Annotated in this window: 23 protein-coding genes; 1 reads left to right on the plus strand and 22 read right to left on the minus strand. The window is 58.6% G+C overall.

Annotated features, from left to right (window positions below; all coding sequences use genetic code 11):
- The 22 genes from araG to K5E40_RS01250 all read right to left on the minus strand — a co-directional run bounded on the left by araG (position 1) and on the right by K5E40_RS01250 (position 19,280).
- Positions 1-1,545, minus strand: a complete 1,545-nt coding sequence (araG, locus tag K5E40_RS01145) for an L-arabinose ABC transporter ATP-binding protein AraG (RefSeq protein ID WP_221729331.1) — start codon at positions 1,543-1,545, stop codon at positions 1-3.
- A gap of 54 nt (positions 1,546-1,599) precedes the next feature.
- Positions 1,600-2,604 carry a substrate-binding domain-containing protein gene (locus K5E40_RS01150; RefSeq protein WP_221729332.1) on the minus strand — a complete coding sequence of 335 codons (1,005 nt, stop codon included), beginning with the start codon at positions 2,602-2,604 and terminating at the stop codon, positions 1,600-1,602.
- 145 nt (positions 2,605-2,749) lie between these two features.
- Entirely contained in the window at positions 2,750-3,568 is an 819-nt protein-coding gene (locus tag K5E40_RS01155) for an SDR family oxidoreductase (RefSeq protein ID WP_221729333.1), read from the minus strand.
- Between the two features lie 270 nt (positions 3,569-3,838).
- On the minus strand, positions 3,839-4,714 hold the full coding sequence (locus K5E40_RS01160; protein ID WP_221729334.1) for an SMP-30/gluconolactonase/LRE family protein: 876 nt from the start codon (positions 4,712-4,714) through the stop codon (positions 3,839-3,841).
- A 70-nt stretch (positions 4,715-4,784) separates the two neighbouring features.
- Positions 4,785-5,501 (minus strand): FadR/GntR family transcriptional regulator, encoded by a 717-nt coding sequence (locus K5E40_RS01165; protein ID WP_221729335.1) that lies wholly within the window; start codon positions 5,499-5,501, stop codon positions 4,785-4,787.
- Positions 5,502-5,689: 188 nt separating this feature from the next.
- Positions 5,690-6,250, minus strand: coding sequence for a DUF1285 domain-containing protein (locus K5E40_RS01170; RefSeq protein WP_221729336.1), 561 nt, complete (start codon positions 6,248-6,250; stop codon positions 5,690-5,692).
- A 16-nt stretch (positions 6,251-6,266) separates the two neighbouring features.
- Positions 6,267-6,872: a DUF4823 domain-containing protein gene (locus tag K5E40_RS01175; RefSeq protein WP_221729337.1), complete on the minus strand. Its 606-nt coding sequence runs from the start codon at positions 6,870-6,872 to the stop codon at positions 6,267-6,269.
- Between the two features lie 171 nt (positions 6,873-7,043).
- Positions 7,044-8,012 (minus strand): GTP 3',8-cyclase MoaA, encoded by a 969-nt coding sequence (locus K5E40_RS01180; protein ID WP_221729338.1) that lies wholly within the window; start codon positions 8,010-8,012, stop codon positions 7,044-7,046.
- A 137-nt stretch (positions 8,013-8,149) separates the two neighbouring features.
- Positions 8,150-8,791: a TetR/AcrR family transcriptional regulator gene (locus K5E40_RS01185; protein WP_221729339.1), complete on the minus strand. Its 642-nt coding sequence runs from the start codon at positions 8,789-8,791 to the stop codon at positions 8,150-8,152.
- Positions 8,792-9,132: 341 nt separating this feature from the next.
- Complete coding sequence (locus K5E40_RS01190) at positions 9,133-9,918, minus strand: TatD family hydrolase (RefSeq protein ID WP_221729340.1); 786 nt, start codon at positions 9,916-9,918, stop codon at positions 9,133-9,135.
- A 15-nt stretch (positions 9,919-9,933) separates the two neighbouring features.
- Positions 9,934-10,290, minus strand: coding sequence for a PilZ domain-containing protein (locus tag K5E40_RS01195; protein WP_150651119.1), 357 nt, complete (start codon positions 10,288-10,290; stop codon positions 9,934-9,936).
- Between the two features lie 42 nt (positions 10,291-10,332).
- The gene (locus K5E40_RS01200) at positions 10,333-11,316 is read right to left on the minus strand and encodes a DNA polymerase III subunit delta' (RefSeq protein WP_221729341.1); all 984 of its coding nucleotides are present in this window, start codon (positions 11,314-11,316) and stop codon (positions 10,333-10,335) included.
- A complete protein-coding gene (gene tmk, locus K5E40_RS01205) occupies positions 11,309-11,941 on the minus strand; it encodes a dTMP kinase (RefSeq protein ID WP_221729342.1) in 633 nt (210 codons plus the stop codon). The genes K5E40_RS01200 and tmk overlap by 8 nt, the downstream gene beginning before the upstream one ends.
- 19 nt (positions 11,942-11,960) lie before the next feature.
- Positions 11,961-13,118 (minus strand): endolytic transglycosylase MltG, encoded by a 1,158-nt coding sequence (gene mltG / locus K5E40_RS01210; protein WP_221729343.1) that lies wholly within the window; start codon positions 13,116-13,118, stop codon positions 11,961-11,963.
- A 3-nt stretch (positions 13,119-13,121) separates the two neighbouring features.
- Positions 13,122-13,937 (minus strand): aminodeoxychorismate lyase, encoded by an 816-nt coding sequence (pabC, locus tag K5E40_RS01215; RefSeq protein WP_221729344.1) that lies wholly within the window; start codon positions 13,935-13,937, stop codon positions 13,122-13,124.
- Positions 13,937-15,181 carry a beta-ketoacyl-ACP synthase II gene (fabF, locus tag K5E40_RS01220; RefSeq protein WP_221729345.1) on the minus strand — a complete coding sequence of 415 codons (1,245 nt, stop codon included), beginning with the start codon at positions 15,179-15,181 and terminating at the stop codon, positions 13,937-13,939. Before fabF ends, pabC begins: the two co-directional genes overlap by 1 nt.
- Before the next feature lie 108 nt (positions 15,182-15,289).
- Positions 15,290-15,526, minus strand: a complete 237-nt coding sequence (gene acpP, locus K5E40_RS01225; RefSeq protein WP_003175607.1) for an acyl carrier protein — start codon at positions 15,524-15,526, stop codon at positions 15,290-15,292.
- A gap of 196 nt (positions 15,527-15,722) precedes the next feature.
- Complete coding sequence (gene fabG, locus K5E40_RS01230) at positions 15,723-16,463, minus strand: 3-oxoacyl-ACP reductase FabG (RefSeq protein ID WP_221729346.1); 741 nt, start codon at positions 16,461-16,463, stop codon at positions 15,723-15,725.
- Positions 16,464-16,479: 16 nt separating this feature from the next.
- The gene (gene fabD, locus K5E40_RS01235) at positions 16,480-17,418 is read right to left on the minus strand and encodes an ACP S-malonyltransferase (protein ID WP_221729347.1); all 939 of its coding nucleotides are present in this window, start codon (positions 17,416-17,418) and stop codon (positions 16,480-16,482) included.
- 123 nt (positions 17,419-17,541) lie between these two features.
- Positions 17,542-18,552, minus strand: a complete 1,011-nt coding sequence (gene plsX / locus K5E40_RS01240; protein WP_260455456.1) for a phosphate acyltransferase PlsX — start codon at positions 18,550-18,552, stop codon at positions 17,542-17,544.
- A gap of 4 nt (positions 18,553-18,556) precedes the next feature.
- Positions 18,557-18,739, minus strand: coding sequence for a 50S ribosomal protein L32 (gene rpmF / locus K5E40_RS01245; RefSeq protein WP_003179396.1), 183 nt, complete (start codon positions 18,737-18,739; stop codon positions 18,557-18,559).
- 13 nt (positions 18,740-18,752) lie between these two features.
- On the minus strand, positions 18,753-19,280 hold the full coding sequence (locus K5E40_RS01250; RefSeq protein WP_095188591.1) for a YceD family protein: 528 nt from the start codon (positions 19,278-19,280) through the stop codon (positions 18,753-18,755).
- A 105-nt stretch (positions 19,281-19,385) separates the two neighbouring features.
- Here K5E40_RS01250 and K5E40_RS01255 point away from each other — a divergent pair, with 105 nt between their 5' ends.
- Positions 19,386-19,964: a nucleoside triphosphate pyrophosphatase gene (locus K5E40_RS01255; RefSeq protein ID WP_221729348.1), complete on the plus strand. Its 579-nt coding sequence runs from the start codon at positions 19,386-19,388 to the stop codon at positions 19,962-19,964.
- The last annotated feature ends 13 nt before the right edge of the window (positions 19,965-19,977 follow it).

Genomic DNA, 19,977 nt, shown 5'->3' on the forward strand with positions numbered 1-19,977 from the left:
TCAGTTCGCCACGCCGTCAGCGCGGTGGCGCGGCAAAGCCAGTTGCAGCAGGTTGGATTCATTGGCCTGTTCGCGGCAGACTTCGCCGCGCAGGGCGCCTTCGCACAGCACCAGGATGCGGTCGGAAATCCCCATCACTTCCATCAGGTCGCTGGACACCACGATCACCGAAATACCGTCGGCGGCAAGGTTATGGATGATCTGGTAGATCTCCGCTTTGGCACCGATGTCGATGCCGCGAGTCGGTTCATCGAGCAGCAAAACCTTCATTGGCATCGACAACCAGCGGCCGAGGATGGCCTTCTGCTGATTGCCGCCGGAGAGGAATTTGATCTGCTGGCCGGCGTGGGGCGTTTTGACTTTCAACGCTTTGATCTGCTTGTCGGCGTTGCCCTTCTCCCACATCCCGCGCAATAGGCAACCGAGACCCGAATGGGCGCCGCGCGCGCTGATGTTGATGTTCTCGGCAACGCTGGCCAGCGGGATGATGCCCTCCTTTTTGCGGTCCTCTGGACACAGCAGAATCCCGGCGGCAATCGCGTCGCGCGGTGAGCGCAATTTCAGTTCATGGCCGCGCAGTTCGAGGCGTCCGGCGGTGTGGCGCTCAAGTCCACTGAGCAGGCGAAACAGCTCGGTGCGCCCTGCCCCGACCAGCCCGAACAAGCCAAGAATCTCGCCCTTGTGCGCCTCGAAACTGATCGGCTCACGCAGGCCCGGGCCGAGCAAACCGTCGACTTTCAGCGCCACGGCACCGCGTGGACGATTGCGGTAATCGTAGATGTCCTGAATGTCGCGCCCGACCATGCAGGTCACCAGTTGATCGTGGGTCAACTGGCTCATGTCGTCGAAAGTGCGCACGTAGCGGCCGTCCTTGAACACCGTTACCGCATCGCAGATACGGAACACCTCCTCCATGCGATGGGAAACGTAAAGCACGACTTTGCCCTCGTCGCGCAGACGGCCGATGATCGCCATCAAACGGTCGATCTCACGGGCCGAGAGGCTGCTGGTGGGTTCGTCGAACGCGATCACGTGGGCGCCGCGCGACAACGCCTTGGCAATTTCCACCAGTTGCCGCTGGCCGAGTGACAAGCGGCCGACCTTGGTCTGCGGATCGATTTCGTCAGCCAGACCTTTGAGGCAATTCAACGCTTGCTGACGCAGTGCGCCGCGATTGATCAAACCGAAACTGGCCGGCAGATGCCCGAGAAACAGGTTCTCGGCGACGGTCATTTCCGGCACCAGATGCAGCTCCTGGTGAATCACCGCGACACCGCTGCCGATACTGTCGGCAGTCGATTTGAAAGCCATCGTCCGGTCGCCGATCTGCAACTCGCCGCTGCTCGGGATATAAGCGCCACCGAGGATTTTCAGCAGGGTCGATTTACCGGCGCCGTTCTCGCCCATCAAGGCATGAACCTGTCCCGGATGCGCGACGAAACTGATGCCATCCAGCGCTTTGACGCCGGGAAAGGTTTTGCCGATCCCGTTGAAGCGCAGGCTGGCGCTCATGCTGTGTTCTTGTGTCTGTACTTGCGCGTGCATAAAGCCACCTCATCACACCGATCAAACGGCCCGGCTACCCGGGCCGTTACTACGTCAGTTCCACAAGCCGATTTTTTCCAGCTCTTGCTTGAAGTTCTCGCGGGTGATCAGGGTGACGTCGTCCATGGCGGTGTACTTCGGCGGTTCTTTGCCGGTGGTGACCCACTCGTACATCATCTCGGCGGTCTTGTAGCCTTCGATGTGCGGGCTCGGCAGCATCGAACCGAAGAAGCCACTGTTGGGCTTTTTCAGCTCGCCGATCGCGTCGGTGCCGTTGATGCCGATACCGATCACGTTAGCCGCAGCAAAACCGGCGGCTTCGGTAGCGCGTACGCCGCCGAGCACGGTGTTATCGTTCATGCCGCCGATGATCAGGTTCTTCGCCGCGCTCGGCAGTTTCACCAGCGCCGAGTTGGTGGCGTCCATGCTGCCCGGTACGTCGAGGGTCTTCAGGGCCGCGAACAGTATGTGGTCTTTGGGCATGCCCGCCTCTTCGAGGGATTTGACCGAGCCGTCGGTGCGCTTCTTGCCGGTGTCGAGTTCGTTGTAGGTGTTGACCACCGCGTACGTATCTTTCCAGTCCCAGTTACGTTTCTTGGCTTCGGCGGCCATGGCGGCGCCTTGCTTCTGGCCGACTTCGAACGCGGCCATGCCCAGGTACGGCACGTCTTCCATGAACTTGCCGTTGGCGTCGACGAAGCGGTCGTCCACGGCAATCACTTTGAGGTCATTCCTTTTGGCTTTGGCCATGATCGCCGGGCCCAGGGACACGTCAGGCGGGCAGATCACGAAGCCCTTGGCGCCGTTGGCCGCGAGGCTGTCGATGGCCGACAGGGTTTTTTCGCCATCCGGCACGGCAATCTTGATCAGTTCAAACCCTTTGTCCTTGGCGGCTTTCTCGGCGAAGGCCCATTCGGTCTGGAACCACGGCTCTTCGGCCTGTTTGACCAGAAAACCGATCTTCACGGTATCGGCAGCGAGCAGCGAACTGCTCAGACTGAACGCGGTGACCGCCAGGGCGGCACTGCACAGGGTACGAATCCCGAAACGACGTTTCATAAGCTGACTCCTTGTTATTTTTTTTGAGCAATATTTGAAAAGCGTTAAAGCGGTTGAAGCGGGTTCCTGCAAAGCCTGTAGAAAATAGTCATATCGTATGATGATTGGATTTCAGACGGATTTATCCGCGCGAAAACCCAATCAATCAGTCGTGGTACATCACCGAGCGACCACCATCGACGGTGATGCACGAAGCGTTGATAAAGGGTGCTTCATCGCTTGCCAGAAACACCGCCGTCATTGCCACTTCAATTGGCTGACCGATGCGTTTCGGCGGGTGCAGATCGAAAGCGCGCTGACGCTCGGCGTGCGGATCGGCGAAACCGTTCCAGTAATCGACGTTCAATTGAGTCTCGATGTAGCCCGGAGCAATGGCGTTGACGCGAATACCCTTCGCCGCGTACTCGATGCCCAGCGCACGCGTCAGCCCGAGCAAGCCGTGCTTGGCCACCGGGTACGGGAAACAGCCGGGAATGATGTGGCTCGAATGGGTCGAGGCGATGTTGATGATGCTGCCGATGCCCTGCTCGATCATCTGCGCCAGTACTGCTTTGCAGCCATACCAGGCGCCGTCGAGGTCGATGGCAAAGCAACGGCGCCAGTCCTCTTCGGTCATTTCCAGTGGATCCCGGAACACATTGACCCCGGCGCAGTTGACCAGCACGTCGATGCGGCCGTGCAACTCGACAGCGCGTTTGGCCATGGCGTGCAGGTCCTGCTGGCGCGACACATCAGCCCTGATCGCCTGTACGTCATAGCCCTGTTCGCGCCAATGGGCTGCAACCTGCTCGACCTTCTCACCCTGAATATCGCTGATCAGCAGTTTCGCTTGCTGCGCAGCGAAGGTCGCGACGATGGCTTCGCCAATGCCTTGGGCGGCACCGGTCAGCAGCACAACTTTGTTTTTCAGACGCTCGCCCTTCGGCGGCGCGGGCACCGGCGGCAGGGTAAGTGGTTCAGCCATGGATCAGGACTCCTGTTCGCAAGCGCAAAAAAACCGGGCATCTGACGATGTCCGGTCTGGAAGGCGTTTGGAACAAAACAGGCAGGCGCAGGCAACGGTATCGGGCCGTTGCGAGACGCGGGCTCCACATGGGAGTGCAATAGACATTCGCTGCATCACTTCACCTGTTTTGTTCTTTTTAAGTGTGAGTGCGTGTTACTGCTGGAGCCGACTATAAACCCGACCGCCAAATAATCTCAATATATAATTTCTCATCCCATATTTTGGGATCTAGCCTGCAAATCGCGTACAGAGCTTTCCTGCAACATCAACCCGCATCGATAGCACAGCACCGTCCAGCGGATGGTTGTGCGGTCCCTTGGCGCTGGTGATGTAAAGCGTTTTCAGGTCTTCACCACCGAATACGCAACTGGTCGGGCGGCTGACCGGCAGATCGATTTTTCGATCAACCTTGCCTTCAGGCGTCAGTCGCAAGAGGCAGCTGCCGTCCCAACGCGCATTCCATACGTAACCCTCTGCGTCCATTGCCGAACCGTCCGGGCCGCCCTGTTCATCGGGGCCGTACCAGATGTAAGCGGTGTCGAGGTTGCCGTCGGTGTGGATGAAATAGCGATAGAGGGTGCTGTCGAGGCTGTCGCCAAACAGCAGCGTTGTGCCGTCGTTGCTCCACAGCAACGTGTTGGGAATGCCCAATCCGCGCAACAGCGGCGTGACGCGTTTATCCGGATCGATACGAAACAGGCCACCGGAGCGGCGGATGATCGGCAGATCCTCGCCTTGTTCGCCGATGTTGTTTTGCATCGTGCCGAGCCACAAGCGGCCCTGAGCATCGCAGCGCGCTTCGTTGGGGCGATTGCCGGGTTGCGGGTCGGCGATGCAGAACAAGGTCAGGTGCGGTTCAAGGCCGGGGGAGTCGAGATCGAGTCGATAGACGCCACTGCTAAGGGTCACCAGGGCATCGCCGCTGTTGCACGGGATGAACGCGGAAATGTGTTCTGGCATCTGCCAGATCTGCACATTCTGGCCGATCAGGCGCAGGGCTTGCTTGCCGCCAATATCAACCCAGTACAGCGCCTGGGTCGGGGCATCCCAGAATGGGCCTTCACCGAGTTGGGCGCGGTGTTGGGTAACGGCAGTCCACGTCATGGCAATTCCTTTGGTCATTCTTGTTTTCAATGTGGGGGTGGGCTAGCCCCCACAGGGGAATGTGTGGGTTTCAGCTGGCTTTTTTGTCGGCCATGACTTGCGGATAAAAGCGTTTGATCGCCAGATCCGCGTTATCAATCAGGGTCATGCAGGCCCACACACCGCGCGCGGAATCGCGAGCGGCGATGGCGTCGGCCATGTCTTTGTGGATCGGCAAGGTGCGGCGCAGTTCATCGGGGTCGGCGGCGGACACTTCAAACGATACCGCCAGCAATGCGCCGAGGGCCGGCACCATTTGTTCGATGAACTGGTTATGGCTGGCGGCAAGAATGCATTCGTGGAAGGACTGGTCGGCGCGGTTGTAATCCGTGCCACTGTCGACCGCGCGCTCGAGTGCGTTATAGGCCATTTGCACGGCTTGGATCTGATCAAGGGTCGCCCGTTCGCAAGCCCAGCGCACGGCCATGGGCTCAATGGTGCGGCGCAGGTCGAGCAAGTCATCGACGAAGTTTTCCGGCAGCCCGTTGCGCGACAGCCAACCAACGACTTGCGGATCGAACAGGTTCCAGCGCCGCACCGGCAATACCCGCGTGCCGACCTTTGGCCCGACTTCAAGCATGCCTTTGGCGACGAGGGTTTTGATGGCTTCGCGGATGACCGTACGACTGACGCCGAGTTGCTCGCCGAGATCGGCCTCGACCTTGATGGACTGCCCCGGCTTCACCTGGCCGGCGGCGATCCAACTGCCCAACCAGTCAACCGTGGACGCATGAAAGCTGCTGGACATGGACACCTCAAAGCGGTTCGCGATGGGTGCCTACGCTAATCATCATATGATTGGGTGTCAAATCAGATTTTGTCAGTTAACACGAAAACCAGTGTGGGAGCGGGCTTGCTCGCGAAGCGGTGTGTCAGCCAACAACGTTGCCGAGTGACACACCGCCTTCGCGAGCAAGCCCCACATCAGGATATTTGTTAAGGCTCAAGACCAATGCGAAAGAACTCGCCGCCGCTCCAAACCCCAAGCCAGCGCTGGCCGTCAATGTCGCGGCTAACCGCCAGTTCTACCAATTGATAAAACACGTTGCGGTGAATCAACGCTTCAAGGTTGGTGCGCACATGCACATACGGCGCAGGTTCTTGCGTGAGGGGGTCGATCTCGACGCGGATCGCATGCTCTGGCCCCGCCTCGGCGGTCTCGTCGACATTGGTGGTAAAGCGAAGCACCTGCGCCTCGCCCTCACCTTCAACCTCCACGGCAATCGCCACAAACGGTGCATCGTCGACCTTGATCCCGACCTTCTCAACCGGAGTAATCAGGAAATAATCATCGCCATCGCGGCGGATGATCGTGGAGAACAACTTGACCATCGGCTTGCGCCCGATCGCCGTGCCCAGGTAGTACCAGGTGCCGTCCCGGGCGATGCGCATGTCGATGTCGCCGCAAAAGTCCGGGTTCCACAAGTGCACGGGCGGCAGGCCTTTGGTTTTGGGAATCTGTCCCAACAGGTCATTGGCTTTTTGCGGGCCACTCATGGCGTACTCCTCGAATTTACTGGTCGCTGATCCCCAGCAGGCTACGCGCATATTGCGCCAGTGGCGGGCCGATCAGGTCTTCGGGTTTGTTGTCGTGGAACGTCAGTAAACCGCCACGACTCTTGATCCGTGCAGTATCAATCAAATACTGGGTGCTGGTCTCGATCAACATGATCTGAATCACGCCACCGTCGATGCCAAGGCGATCCACCGCCTCCTGATCGAGCCACTCATCAGAGTTGCCGATACGGTCATCAGACTTGGCGAAACGTGTGTACAGCAAGTAGTGAGCGCCGGCATCGCGGGCTTCGCCCATCGCCTGATCGAGGCCTTCAGGCGCACGCGCGCGGCGTACCATCGGAAAGTATTCGACAAAGCCCTTGAAGGCTTCTTCAGCCACCACGTTCGGCCGCGGATAAGAACCGCCCGGCGGCGCAAACGCGCCCTGAGCGATGTAGATGAACGAGTCCGGCTGAATGCGGAAGTTGTTCACACGGCGACTGTCACTGTGATCCAGCAGCCCCGCGTCACTCATCTGATAGCGAGTGCCCTCGGCCATATCGCTGACAGTCATACAGCCGCCAAGCGCCAAAACGGCCAGCAGCAAAACCAGGCTACGCATCCTAATCCTCCAGAAGCCGGTGACGGAAAACCGGCGAATGGCCGTTGGATGCAGCTTTTGCGCCAGCTCACGATCTTTGTCCAGTTATACAACGCATTCGCGAGCAAGCCCGCTCCCACAAGTGGAAGGCATTCCAAATGCGGGAGCGGGCTTGCTCGCGAAGGCGGTACTTCAGCCGCCGATAATCTTCATGACAGTCGCGCCGCCAGAAAACGCGACTTCCTGCTTGTCGTCCAACGCCTTGACCAGTAAGCGCTGCAACGCCGGCAATGCCTGGTGTCGCGGCTTGTCGAGCAGGTCGCCGACATAGTGGCGGTTGCTCGATGACAGGCAGCCATGCAGCCAACCGGTGGAGGACAAACGCAGACGCGAACAAGTGCGGCAGAACGGCACGCTTTCGTTGGCGATCACACCGAAGTTGCCCACCCCGGGAATCGCATAACGCACAGCCGTGGCGTCCACAGGCGCGTCGGTTTGCGCGTATTCATAGCGTTCGCCAATCAGGTTCAGCAGTTGCTGCAGACTGACAAACTGTTGCAGGAAGGCATTGGAATCTTTGGCCAGGTGGCCCATTCGCATCAGCTCGATGAAACGCAGCTCAAATCCGCGTTCCAGGCAGTAATCAAGCAACGGCATCACCTGATCGAGGTTCTGCCCTCGCAACGGCACCATGTTGACCTTGATCTTCATTCCCGCCGCTGCAGCCTGATTCATCCCTTCAAGCACGGTAGCGAGATCGCCGCCACGAGCGATGCTACGGAACGCACTGGCGTCGAGGGTATCAAGGGACACGTTGATGCGCCGCAGACCGGCATCCACCAACAAAGGAAGTTTTTTCGCGAGGAGTTGACCGTTGGTCGTCAGGCTGATGTCTTCCAGCCCCATCTTGCCGACAGCCGTCATGAACGATTCGAGTTTGGGGCTGACCAGCGGTTCGCCACCGGTGATGCGCAGCCGCTCGATACCCGCGGCTTCGATCAGATACGCCACGCCTTTGGCCATGGCTTCGGCCGACAGTTCATCCTGCGCAGCCACTAACCGCTTGCCGTTAGGCACGCAGTAGGTACAAGCGTAATTGCAGGCTGAAGTCAGACTGATCCGCAAATTGCGAAAACGCCTGCCTTGACGGTCAACGATCATGATCACTCCGGCGATAGAAAATCGAGCCGCTAAAACTTGACTCACAAATCAAGTTTTAGCAAGCCCTATGCCTGAGTATATTCCTGCGGTACTGCGTCATGTAGCGAAAACATGACGCAATAAGGCAACTGAATGGCTCAACTGCCTGGAGGGATTTCCGGATCGCGCTTGCGCTTGTTACCCATGCGCACGCCGATGTCCATCAGGAACTGGAAGAAACCTTCCTGATCTTCCAGCACATTGCTCCAGAACGGCGAGTGATACAGCGCGACTGCGCCATGCACCAGCGCCCAGGACGCGCAGTAGTGGAAGTACGGCGGCACGTCTTCGAGCTTGCCTTCGCTGATACGGCCCTTGATCAGCAGGGTCAGGCGCTCGAAGTTCGAGGCCCGGATCTTGTGCAGTTCCTCGACCATCTCCGGCACCTGATTGCCCTTGACCACCTTCTCTTCGAGGCGATCGAACAGACGATAGCGCTGCGGGTCGCGCATGCGGAATTCGAAGTAGGCACGGGACAGCGCTTCTTTGTCCTTGTCGACATCGGCCGAATGCAGCAGCTCGTTCAAATCGCGCTCGTAATCGAGCATCAGGCGCAGATAAATCTCGGCCTTGGACTTGAAGTGCTTGTAGATCGTGCCTTTGCCGATACCCACGGCATCAGCAATCATCTCGACGGTGACACTGTCTTCACCTTGTTCGAGGAACAGCTTGAGCGCGGTATCGAGAATTTCTTGCTCGCGGCGACGAAACTCACGGACCTTACGAGGTTCTTTGTGCATAAGAAAAGGTCTGTAGGGGTCAAAATTCGAAGCCGCGTATTATGCCTAACTTGCACAAAAATGCACGGATCATCCGACCATATCTGTGTTTCTTGTTCATTTTGCGAACGTTTGGGGTGCAATGAGAACTCAACTGAAGCAAACGTATTCCAAATTTGTTTAAAAACCCCGACCAGCTAACTGGACTGCACGCCAGACTGATCAATACTTGAACTGTCGGGCGGCATCTCCCCCAAGTGCCGGGCCGATAAAGGTACCAAAGGACCGCGTGCCTTTGTTTTACTCCTAATGGTCTTAACCCGGATTCACCCCCCAGAACCCGGGTTTTTTTTGCCTGCGATTCAGGCTTTTACATGGGCCAGCGGAAACAGGCGCTTGAAGTTTTCGGTGGTCTGCTCGGCAAAACGCTCGTAGTGTTCGCCGCGCAGCATCGCCAGAAACTCTGCCACTTCGCGCACGTACTGCGGCAGGTTCGGTTTGCCGCGATAAGGGATCGGCGCCAGGTACGGTGAGTCGGTTTCGACCAGTAGGCGATCGGCCGGGACTTTGCTCGCCACATCGCGCAACGCGTCAGCATTGCGGAACGTGACGATGCCGGACAAGGAAATGTAATACCCCATGTCCAACGCAGCTTTTGCCATGTCCCAATCTTCGGTAAAGCAATGCAGCACACCTGCTTGGGGCAGCGCGGCTTCGCGCAGCAGCTCAAGGGTATCGGCGCGGGCACCACGAGTGTGGATGATCACCGGTTTGCCGGTCTGCTGCGCAGCCTGCAAGTGCAGACGGAACGACTCTTGCTGCAGCTCGGCGGCTTCCGGTTCGTAGTGGTAATCCAGACCGGTTTCACCGATCGCCACCACTTTCGGATGATTGAGTTCGTGCAACAGCCAGTCCAGCGCTGGCGCCGCGCCAGGCTGTACGTCCAGCGGATGCACGCCAACCGAGCAATCAACGTCGTCATAACGCTCAGCAAGGGCTTTGACGTCGGCAGCGTTATCGGCACTCACGCCGATGCACAGAAAGTGCCCGACCCCGCGCTCGCGAGCGGCATCCAGTGCGGCATCCAGCGAGCCGTCATGGGCGGCGAGGTCAAGGCGATCAAGGTGACAATGGGAATCTACGAGCATAAAAAAGGCTGCTACTTACATCGTATGAGTGGGACGGTCGGATTTCAGCGCTCCGGCCAGATGGGTTTCGATGCGACTACGGGCAGTGTTGTCGCCCTCGTTGAACTGAACGCCGACACCGGCGGCGCGGTTGCCTTGCGCACCTTTGGGGGTGATCCAGGCGACCTTGCCGGCGACCGGAATCTTTTCCGCTTCATCCATCAGGTTCAGCAGCATGAACACCTCATCGCCCAACTTGTAGCTCTTGTTGGTCGGGATGAACAGGCCACCGTTCTTGATGAACGGCATATAAGCGGCATAAAGCACGGATTTGTCCTTGATGGTCAGGGACAAAATGCCGTTGCGCGGCCCCGGGCTGACAGGTTCGTTCATGTTGACCTCCACTGCTGATGCTCAGAGTCTAGGTACACATTCTTATCTTTGGCCAGGCAATCCCGCCCATTGCACCAACAACGCCTCCAGCAACAGTGTCGGGTTGAGGTTGGCCTTGCTCAGGACTTTCTGCCGCTGGGCGAGAATCCAGTCCTGAATGTCGAGGACTTTGCCTTGAGCACTCTTCTGCGCCAGGTACTGCACAACCTTGCGCATATCGGTCAGGCCAAGACCGGCTTCGTCCTGCGTCAGTTGATAACGCAAGATCAGGCTCGACCAATCGCAGAACCAATCGAACAGACGCAGCATTGGAATGCTTTTCCATTCTTCGGCCAGTTGCGTCGGCGATTGCTGCTGCTTGAGCAGCTTCTTCACGCCTTCGACCACTTGCGCGCGCTGTTCGCGCACACCTTGAGACTGAAGGCTGACCGCCGCCAATGGCGAGCCCGCCGCCAACGTTAACAGCTCGACACGCTCCTCTGCGGAACATTCTGGCAGCGCCTGAGCCAGCCATTGCAGGCTCATCGCCTCACTCGGCAACGGACAGGCCTGCTGCACGCAGCGACTCTTGATCGTCGGCAACAAACGGCTCGGCTGGTGACTGACCAACAGCAACACAGTATCGCCGGAAGGTTCTTCAAGACTTTTGAGCAAGGCGTTAGCGGCGTTGATGTTCATCGACTCCACCGGCTCGACCAGCACCACCTTGCGCCCGCCCAGTTGTGCGGTCTGCACCACGAAGCTGACCAGATCACGCACCTGATCGACCTTGATTGCCTTGTCGGCTTCTTCCGGTTCGAGGATGTAATTGTCTGGGTGGCTGCCAGCCTTGAGCAGCAAGCAGGATTTGCACTCGCCGCAGGCTTCAGGCGTCGGACGCTGGCACAACAGGCTGGCCATCAGCCGCTCGGCCAAGGCCCGCTTGCCGATACCGGCCGGGCCATGCAGCAGATAGGCGTGGGCGTGCTGGCTACGTCCGGCCAGATGCTGCCAGAGGCTGTCTTGCCATGGATAGGCCTCAGCCACGGTTCAGCTCCAGCAAACGCGGCAGCAATGTATCCAGCGATTGCTGGACTTGTGCCAACGGCTGGCCGGCATCGATCCGCACGTACCGCGAAGGATCTGCTTCAGCACGCTTGAGAAACGCGCCGCGCACCGCTTCGAAAAATGCCCGCCCTTCAAGTTCGAAACGATCCAGACGCCCCCGCGCACTGGCACGGGCCAGGCCGATTTCCACCGGCAGATCGAAAATCAGCGTCAGATCCGGGCGCAGATCACCCTGCACGAAGGTTTCCAGCGTCGCGATACGTTCCAGCGACAAACCGCGACCACCGCCCTGATAGGCATATGTCGAATCAGTGAAACGGTCACACAACACCACTGCACCACGGGCCAGAGCCGGACGGATCACTTCAGCCAGATGCTGGGCACGCGCGGCGAAAACCAGCAACAGCTCGGCGTCCGGATTCATGACTTCGTCGGCCGGCGCCAGCAGCACGTCGCGAATCCGTTCGGCCAGCGGAGTACCGCCGGGCTCACGGGTCAACAGCACCTCGATACCGACGGCGCGCAAGCGCTCTGCCAGGTATTCGCGGTTGGTGCTCTTGCCGGCGCCTTCCGGGCCTTCCAAGGTAATAAACAAGCCAGTCACAGGCAGTCCTTAATCAAAGTCATTGCGTGTCTTGTGGTGCAGCAGCCGGTGCCGCCTCTTGAGGCGATACCGGCGGCAGCGACTCAGGCGCCGTTTCTGCAGGTTTCGCTTCATCGGAAGCCGGAGCCGCTTCAGGCGTGACTGCTGGCGCCGGGCTGGAGCGGTAATCCGCGCGTCGCTTGAGCTGGAACTCGCGCACCGCACGGTTGTGTGCATCGAGGTCGTCAGAGAACACATGGCTGCCGTCGCCACGTGCGACGAAGTAGAGACTGGTACCCTCCACCGGGTTCAGCGCAGCATGAATCGCTTCACGCCCTACCATTGCAATCGGCGTCGGCGGCAGGCCAGGAATCACGTAGGTGTTATACGGCGTCGGCTCTCGCAAATGGGCACGGGTCAGCTTGCCGGTGTAGCGATCGCCCAAGCCATAAATCACTGTCGGATCAGTCTGCAATTGCATGCCCACCGCCATCCGACGCACAAAGACGCCGGCAATCTGACCGCGCTCCTGCGGCACGCCGGTTTCCTTCTCAACCAGCGAGGCCATGATCAGCGCTTGATAAGGCTCACTGTACGGCGCGTCGGCGGAGCGATTTTCCCACTCCTTGGCCAATACCTCGTCGAGACGATCAAAGGCCTTTTTCAGCAGTTCGGTATCGGACATGCCGCGCTCGAAGCGGTAGGTATCAGGGAAGAAACGACCTTCCGGGAACAGCCCCTTGTGGCCGATCTTCGCCATGACGTCGCTGTCGCTAAGACCATTGAGGGTGTGCTCGATTTTTTCGTCTTTAGCCAACGCCGCGCGCACTTGATGGAAATTCCATCCTTCAACCAACGTCAGGCTGTACTGAACCACCTCCCCACGCTTCCACAAGTCGATCAGACCATCGACAGTCATGCCCGGCTGCATGCGGTATTCACCGCTGTGGATTGGCGTACCGGCGAGATTGAACCGCCAATAAACCCGTAGCCAGAATGCGTCCTTGATGACGCCATCGGTTTCGAGCTCGAGGAAAGTCCGGGTCGGTGTGGAGCCTTTCGGCACATCCAGCAGCTCTTCCTGCGTGATGTTCAGAGGCTGTTCCAGTGCGCTGTGAATCTTCCAGGCGCTGGCGCCCAACAGCAGCCCTGCCAGAACCAATCCGGTTTCCAGCAGCAGCAAAAGTTTACGTCTCACGAATCAGGCATCCAGTAGGGCGCGGGCAATGGTTTGCAGTTTACGGGTGAGCGGGCCAACCGGCCAGCTCAGTGCAGCGTAGGCACGTACCGGCCAAACGCCATAAACGCTATTGCAGAGAAAGACTTCATCGGCCCATTGCAGCTGTTCAAGGCTGATATCGGCGATTTGTGTGGGGATGGCCAAAGACTCGGCCTGAAACAATATTTCGGCGCGCATCACACCGGCCACGCCGCAACGCTTCAAATCAGGCGTGATCAACACCCCATCACGCACCAGAAACAGGTTGCTGAACACCCCTTCGATGACTCGACCAGCCTGATCGAGCATCAAGCCTTCGGCGTGTTCGCTGTCCTGCCATTCGGCGCGGGCGATGACTTGTTCCAGGCGATTGAGGTGTTTCAGACCCGCCAACAAGGGCTGGTTGGCCAATCGTGTGCTGCAAGGAAATAGGCGAATGCCAAGTTGCGCGTGAACAGCGGGATAAGCAGCAGGAGGATTGCCTTGCAGAATGCGTCGAGCCTGCGCCGCAGGATCCGGCGCATAACCGCGCAAACCATCGCCCCGCGTGAGGATGAGCTTGAGCACGCCCTCGCCCATCGCTGCCGCATAGCTCAGCAGCTCTTGGCGAATCAGTACACTATCGGCCGCAATGGCCAGACGCGAACAGCCATCGGCCAGTCGCGCCAAATGCCGATCCAGTAGCACCGGCTGGCCGCCACGCACGGCAACGGTCTCGAACAGACCATCGCCGTAAGCCAGGCCGCGATCTTTCAGCGACAGCGTGTCAGCCGGTTGACCGTCGACCCAGCAGTCCATCAACCTGCGAACCGGCGGAACGCCAAGGTACCGTTGGTGCCGCCGAAACCGAAGGAGTTGGACAGCACGACGTCGATATCCATGTTGCGCGCAGTGTGCGGCACAAAATCGAGATCGCAGCCTTCGTCGGGTTCCTCAAGGTTAATCGTCGGTGGTGCAACTTGGCCATTGATCGCCAGCACGCTGAAGATCGCCTCGACAGCGCCCGCCGCACCCAACAGGTGACCGGTCATGGACTTGGTGGAACTGACCGCCAGTTTGTAGGCGTGATCACCGAACACGGTCTTGATCGCGTTGGCTTCGGCGAGATCGCCGGCCGGGGTCGAAGTGCCGTGGGCGTTGATGTACTGCACTTGATCGGCGTTGATCTTCGCGTCACGCAGTGTATTGGTGATGCAGCGGGCTGCACCGGCGCCGTCGGCGGGCGGCGAGGTCATATGGAACGCGTCGCCACTGGTACCGAAACCAATCAGCTCGGCGTAGATGGTCGCGCCCCGCGCCTTGGCGTGTTCGAGTTCTTCGAGGACCAACGCACCCGCGCCGTCGGACAGCACGAAACCATCACGGCCCTTGTCCCATGGACGGCTGGCGCGGGCCGGCTCGTCATTGCGGGTCGACAGCGCACGGGACGCGCCGAAGCCACCCATGCCCAGACCGCACGCAGCCATTTCGGCACCGCCGGCGATCATCACGTCGGCTTCGTCGTACATGATGTTGCGCGCCGCCATACCGATACAGTGCGTACCGGTGGTACATGCTGTGGCGATGGCGTAGTTAGGCCCCTGTGCACCCAGATGGATCGACAGGAAACCGGAAATCATATTGATGATCGAGCCTGGCACGAAAAAAGGCGAAATTCGACGCGGGCCCGTCTCATGCAGGGTACGGCTGGTTTCTTCGATGTTGGTCAGGCCGCCGATACCCGAACCCATGGCGACGCCAATGCGTTCACGGTTGGCGTCGGTGACTTCCAGACCGGCATTGCGCACGGCTTGAAAGCCAGCAGCGAGGCCGTACTGAATGAACAGGTCAAGCTTTCGCGCTTCCTTGACCGACAGGTATTCCTCGACATTGAAGCCCTTTACCGAGCCGCCAAAGCGGGTGGAATAGGCAGAAAGGTCGGTGTGTTCGATCAGACCAATGCCACTACGGCCAGCCAGAATGCCCTGCCAACTGCTCGGCACATCCGTGCCCAGTGGCGACAACATACCCATACCGGTGACTACGACGCGTCTACGCGACACAGCACTCTCCTTTTTCAAATGACGATTTTGCATCAGGCCTAAAGAAAAAACCGCACGCCATGATGGCAGTGCGGTTTTTCCATGACAGCAAGCAACGATTACAAACTATTACGCCTGGTGGCTAGTAACGTAGTCGATTGCAGCTTGTACAGTAGTGATCTTCTCAGCTTCTTCATCAGGAATTTCGGTCTCGAATTCCTCTTCCAGAGCCATCACCAGCTCAACGGTGTCAAGGGAGTCGGCACCCAGGTCTTCAACGAAGGAAGCGGTGTTGACCACTTCTTCTTCTTTAACGCCCAGTTGCTCGGCAACGATTTTCTTGACGCGCTCTTCGATGGTGCTCATACCTTGTTTTCACTCCTAATGGACAAATTCAGGCAGCTGGCCGGTGGGTAAGTGTATAGAAAGACTTTTCAGCTTTTCAACTGAAAGCTTCACTCCTCAAACCCTGCAGCCCTCTGTCTATAAATAGATTGCAGCTTTATAACGGATTTTAGACAGCTCGTATGACATTTTTTTGAAGCAATCCGTCACATTTTACTTACATGTACATCCCACCGTTCACCGGGATTGTAGCCCCAGTGACGTATGCCGCACCGTCGGATGCAAGAAAAGCGACCACAGACGCGATCTCTTGAGCTTGTCCCAGACGACCCAGCGGAATCTGCGTCTGCAAGGCTTCACGCTGTGCTTCAGGCAGTTCGCGGGTCATATCGGTGTCGATAAACCCTGGAGTTACCGAGTTGACCGTAATCGAACGCGAACCGACTTCACGCGCCATTGCACGACTGAAACCTTCCAGACCGGCCTTGGCGGCTGCATAGTTTACTTGGCCTGCGTTGCCCATGGCACCCACCACCGAGCCAATACTGATAATTCGCCCCCAACGCGCCTTGGTCATGCCACGCAGAACGCCCTTGGACAGGCGATATAGACTGTTCAGATTGGTATCGATCACGTCGTACCATTCATCGTCTTTCATGCGCATCATCAGGTTATCGCGGGTGATACCGGCATTATTCACCAGGATTGCCGGCGCACCGAACTGCTCCTGAATGCTCGCCAGCACACTGCTGACCGATTCGTCACTGGTGACGTTGAGTTCCAGACCGGTACCTTGAATGCCATGTTCTTTCAGAGTAGCGGCGATAGCCTCGGCACCCTTGGCAGAAGTCGCGGTACCGATGACGGTAGCGCCCTGACGACCCAGTTCCAGTGCGATGGCCTGGCCGATACCGCGGCTTGCACCGGTGACCAGTGCAACTTTACCTTGCAGACTCATGCAAGCTTCTCCTGATTCAGGCTTGCGCTGCGCGAGCGGCAGCGAAAGCGTCTGGGGTATTGAGGTTGGAAGTCGCAACGCCTTCGGCGCAACGCTTGTTCAGACCGGCAAGCACCTTGCCCGGCCCGCACTCGACCAGATTGGTCGCGCCCTTCGCGGCCAGAGTCTGTACCGACTCGACCCAGCGAACTGGCTTGTAGAGTTGTTCGAGCAGATCACGCTTGAGGGTTTCCAGATCGGCCGGCACTTGCGCGCTGACGTTCTGTACCACAGGGATCTGCGGCGCCTGCCAGTCGATGGCGGCGATGGCTTCGGCAAAGCGCTCGGCAGCCGGACGCATCAGCTCGCAGTGCGACGGCACGCTCACCGGCAGCGGCATGGCACGCTTGGCACCACGAGCCTTGCAGCCTTCAATGGCGCGCTCGACAGCCGCCTTGGCACCAGCAATAACCACCTGGCCCGGCGAGTTGAAGTTGACGGCGCTGACCACTTCGCCTTGCGCCGCTTCAGCACAGGCCGCGAGCACGTCGGCGTCTTCCAGACCAAGGATGGCAGCCATGCCACCCTGCCCGGCCGGTACGGCCTCCTGCATCAACTGACCACGGCGCTCAACGAGCTTCACCGCGTCAGCCAGCTTCAGGCTACCTGCAGCAACCAGCGCACTGTATTCACCCAGGCTATGACCGGCAACGAAAGCTGGACGCGCGCCACCTTCAGCCAGCCACAGACGCCACAGGGCAATCGATGCGGTCAGAATGGCCGGTTGGGTTTTATCGGTTTGATTGAGCAGCTCTTCCGGCCCTTGCTGGGTCAACGCCCAAAGGTCATAGCCCAGAGCATCGGATGCTTCTTTGAAAGTTTCGAGGATCAATGGATGTTGCGCGCCCAACTCGGCCAGCATGCCGAGGGACTGCGAACCCTGTCCTGGAAAGACGAATGCGAGGGAAGCAGACATGTAACAAGCCCCTAATGATCTTGTCGTCGAATAATGACGCCCCACTTGGGGACGCAAGAAACTGACAGTTGGATGGCCCTTTGAACCGGGCGGTCACATTTAAGCATTGTCCGACGAAAACGCCTAAGACAACAAATCCTCCAGACGACCGTGGAGACGCTCGGGCAGGTTCTCCTGAATCTCGATCAACGCACGCTCAATAGCACTCTGAAAGCCTTCAACCCCGGCCGACCCGTGACTTTTCACCACAATGCCCTGCAAACCCAGAAAGCTTGCGCCGTTATGTCGCGCCGGCGCCAGATCAGCCTGCAAGCGCCTCATCAATGGCAACGCCAAGGCACCGACAGCGCGTGTGGCGAGGTTGCGCCTGAACAGCGCTTCGATACGCGCGGCGATCATCGTAGCCAGCCCTTCGCTGGACTTGAGCAGGATATTGCCGACAAAGCCATCGCATACCACCACGTCCGCCTCGCCGCGATACAACCCATCGCCCTCGACGAAACCGATGTAGTTAATCCCTCGCGCCGCTTGTAACAAGGTGGCTGCCAGCTTGACTTGCTGATTACCCTTGATGTCTTCGGTGCCAATGTTCAACAACGCCACGCGCGGACGGGCGATGCCTAGCGTCTGCGCCGCCACCGAGCCCATCACAGCGAACTGCAAAAGATGCTCGGCACTGCAATCGACATTGGCGCCCAGATCAAGCAACTGGCAATACCCCTTCTGTGTCGGGATCGCCGCAACCATGGCTGGCCGATCAATGCCAGGCAACGTTTTGAGGACAAATCGCGACAGCGCCATCAACGCCCCTGTATTGCCAGCACTGACACAGGCCTGAGCCTTGCCATCACGCACCAACTCCAAGGCGACACGCATCGACGAATCCGGCTTGCCACGCAAGGCTTGGGTCGGTTTCTCGTCCATTGTGATGACTTCAGACGCCGCAACAATTGTCAGGCGCGCGCGATCGGCAGCCGATTGGCCGTTGATCAATTCTTCAAGAAGGGAGGGTTGACCGACGAGGGTCAGGTGCAGCGAGGGTGTAGCAGAAAGGCAAGCAAGGCTGGCCTGAACAATGCTGCGGGGACCGAAGTCCCCGCCCATTGCGTCAATCGCGATGACTTGAGCGGACAAGTGATTACTCGTCAGCGCCCTTGTCGATCACTTTACGGCCACGGTATACGCCTTCTGGCGATACGTGGTGACGCAGGTGAACTTCACCGGTGGTTTTTTCTACAGACAGGGTGCTAGCCTCGAGAGCGTCGTGCGAACGGCGCATGTCACGGGCAGAGCGGGATTTTTTGTTCTGCTGAACAGCCATAATTGATTAACTCCTAAACGTTTGGGTCACGCTTTAACTGCGCCAATACACTGAACGGGTTGGACCGCGTTACCTCGTCCTCGCTCGGTTCGGGCTCATCTGCTCCCGCCGGCTGCTGGCATTCTTCCGGATGATGAGCAGGCACAATGGGCAAAGCGAGCAAAAGCTCTTCCTCGACCAGTGACTGCAGATCCAATGGATCTTCGCCCAGTTCCAGCACGTCATAACCTTTCGGTAACGACTGGGTATTCGCACCCTCCTTCACTACAGCGTAACTGCATTCGCTGTGGATCGGCAGGGTGACCAGCTCAAGACAACGCTGGCAAACCATTTTGACTTCGGTGTCGATAAAGCTGTGGATCACCACAGATTTACGTTCATCTCGTTCAAAAACGAATTTCGCCTGCACCGTACCGACATTGTCGGAAAGCGGGTCGCAGAGTCTCTTCAAATCGGCCAGCAGCAGTTCACCTTGAAGGGTGGTGCCACGGTCAGCCAATTTGCGCGGGTCAACGTGAGGTGGAATCGGGTCATTCAACATAGGCGCAGCATTATAGGGATGCACCCACCCATGTCAAAGGAAATTGTGCCCTGTCCGTCACTTGCGCGCCTCCGCTAGAATCCACACCTGCCTCAGGAGACGCGAATGCTGCCTTTATTACTCGCTTCAAGCTCGACTTATCGCCGCGAATTACTTGCCCGCCTGCACTTGCCGTTCACCTGCACTTCGCCGGATATCGACGAAAGCCACCGCCCCGGCGAGCCGGCGATCGAACTGGTCAAACGCCTCGCCGAACAAAAAGCCCGAGCACTGGCCCACAACCACCCCGCTCATCTGATTATCGGCTCCGATCAAGTCGCCGTGCTCGGCGAGCAGATCATCGGCAAGCCGCACACCTTCGAGAAAGCCTGCGAGCAACTGATGGCTGCCAGCGGCGCCAGCGTGACCTTCCTCACCGGCCTCGCCCTGCTCAACAGCCAGACCGGCCAATGCCAGGTCGACTGCGTGCCGTTCACCGTACATATGCGGCAACTCGATCAGGCGCGCATCGAGCGTTACCTGCGCATCGAGCAACCCTACGACTGCGCTGGCAGCTTCAAGGCCGAAGGCCTGGGCGTGAGCCTGTTCAAGTCCACCGAAGGCCCGGACGCCACCAGCCTGATCGGCTTACCACTGATTCGCCTGATCGACATGCTGCTGACTGAGGGAATGCAGATCCCTTAAAGCAAAAGATCGC

Source organism: Pseudomonas baetica (assembly GCF_019733355.1).
Classification (GTDB): Bacteria; Pseudomonadota; Gammaproteobacteria; order Pseudomonadales; family Pseudomonadaceae; genus Aquipseudomonas; species Aquipseudomonas baetica_A.

What these genes read in the sequence shown, in the direction of transcription:
- pabC (WP_221729344.1), bottom strand. Translation starts at nt 13,937, where the DNA reads ATGGACTGCTGGGTCGACGGTCAACCGGCTGACACGCTGTCGCTGAAA.
- K5E40_RS01185 (WP_221729339.1), bottom strand. Translation starts at nt 8,791, where the DNA reads ATGCACAAAGAACCTCGTAAGGTCCGTGAGTTTCGTCGCCGCGAGCAA.
- K5E40_RS01165 (WP_221729335.1), bottom strand. Translation starts at nt 5,501, where the DNA reads ATGTCCAGCAGCTTTCATGCGTCCACGGTTGACTGGTTGGGCAGTTGG.
- K5E40_RS01150 (WP_221729332.1), bottom strand. Translation starts at nt 2,604, where the DNA reads ATGAAACGTCGTTTCGGGATTCGTACCCTGTGCAGTGCCGCCCTGGCG.
- K5E40_RS01180 (WP_221729338.1), bottom strand. Translation starts at nt 8,012, where the DNA reads ATGATCGTTGACCGTCAAGGCAGGCGTTTTCGCAATTTGCGGATCAGT.
- K5E40_RS01155 (WP_221729333.1), bottom strand. Translation starts at nt 3,568, where the DNA reads ATGGCTGAACCACTTACCCTGCCGCCGGTGCCCGCGCCGCCGAAGGGC.
- K5E40_RS01255 (WP_221729348.1), top strand. Translation starts at nt 19,386, where the DNA reads ATGCTGCCTTTATTACTCGCTTCAAGCTCGACTTATCGCCGCGAATTA.
- K5E40_RS01195 (WP_150651119.1), bottom strand. Translation starts at nt 10,290, where the DNA reads ATGAACGAACCTGTCAGCCCGGGGCCGCGCAACGGCATTTTGTCCCTG.
- fabD (WP_221729347.1), bottom strand. Translation starts at nt 17,418, where the DNA reads ATGTCTGCTTCCCTCGCATTCGTCTTTCCAGGACAGGGTTCGCAGTCC.
- K5E40_RS01160 (WP_221729334.1), bottom strand. Translation starts at nt 4,714, where the DNA reads ATGACGTGGACTGCCGTTACCCAACACCGCGCCCAACTCGGTGAAGGC.
- fabG (WP_221729346.1), bottom strand. Translation starts at nt 16,463, where the DNA reads ATGAGTCTGCAAGGTAAAGTTGCACTGGTCACCGGTGCAAGCCGCGGT.
- K5E40_RS01250 (WP_095188591.1), bottom strand. Translation starts at nt 19,280, where the DNA reads ATGTTGAATGACCCGATTCCACCTCACGTTGACCCGCGCAAATTGGCT.
- rpmF (WP_003179396.1), bottom strand. Translation starts at nt 18,739, where the DNA reads ATGGCTGTTCAGCAGAACAAAAAATCCCGCTCTGCCCGTGACATGCGC.
- K5E40_RS01190 (WP_221729340.1), bottom strand. Translation starts at nt 9,918, where the DNA reads ATGCTCGTAGATTCCCATTGTCACCTTGATCGCCTTGACCTCGCCGCC.
- acpP (WP_003175607.1), bottom strand. Translation starts at nt 15,526, where the DNA reads ATGAGCACCATCGAAGAGCGCGTCAAGAAAATCGTTGCCGAGCAACTG.
- K5E40_RS01170 (WP_221729336.1), bottom strand. Translation starts at nt 6,250, where the DNA reads ATGAGTGGCCCGCAAAAAGCCAATGACCTGTTGGGACAGATTCCCAAA.
- araG (WP_221729331.1), bottom strand. Translation starts at nt 1,545, where the DNA reads ATGCACGCGCAAGTACAGACACAAGAACACAGCATGAGCGCCAGCCTG.
- K5E40_RS01175 (WP_221729337.1), bottom strand. Translation starts at nt 6,872, where the DNA reads ATGCGTAGCCTGGTTTTGCTGCTGGCCGTTTTGGCGCTTGGCGGCTGT.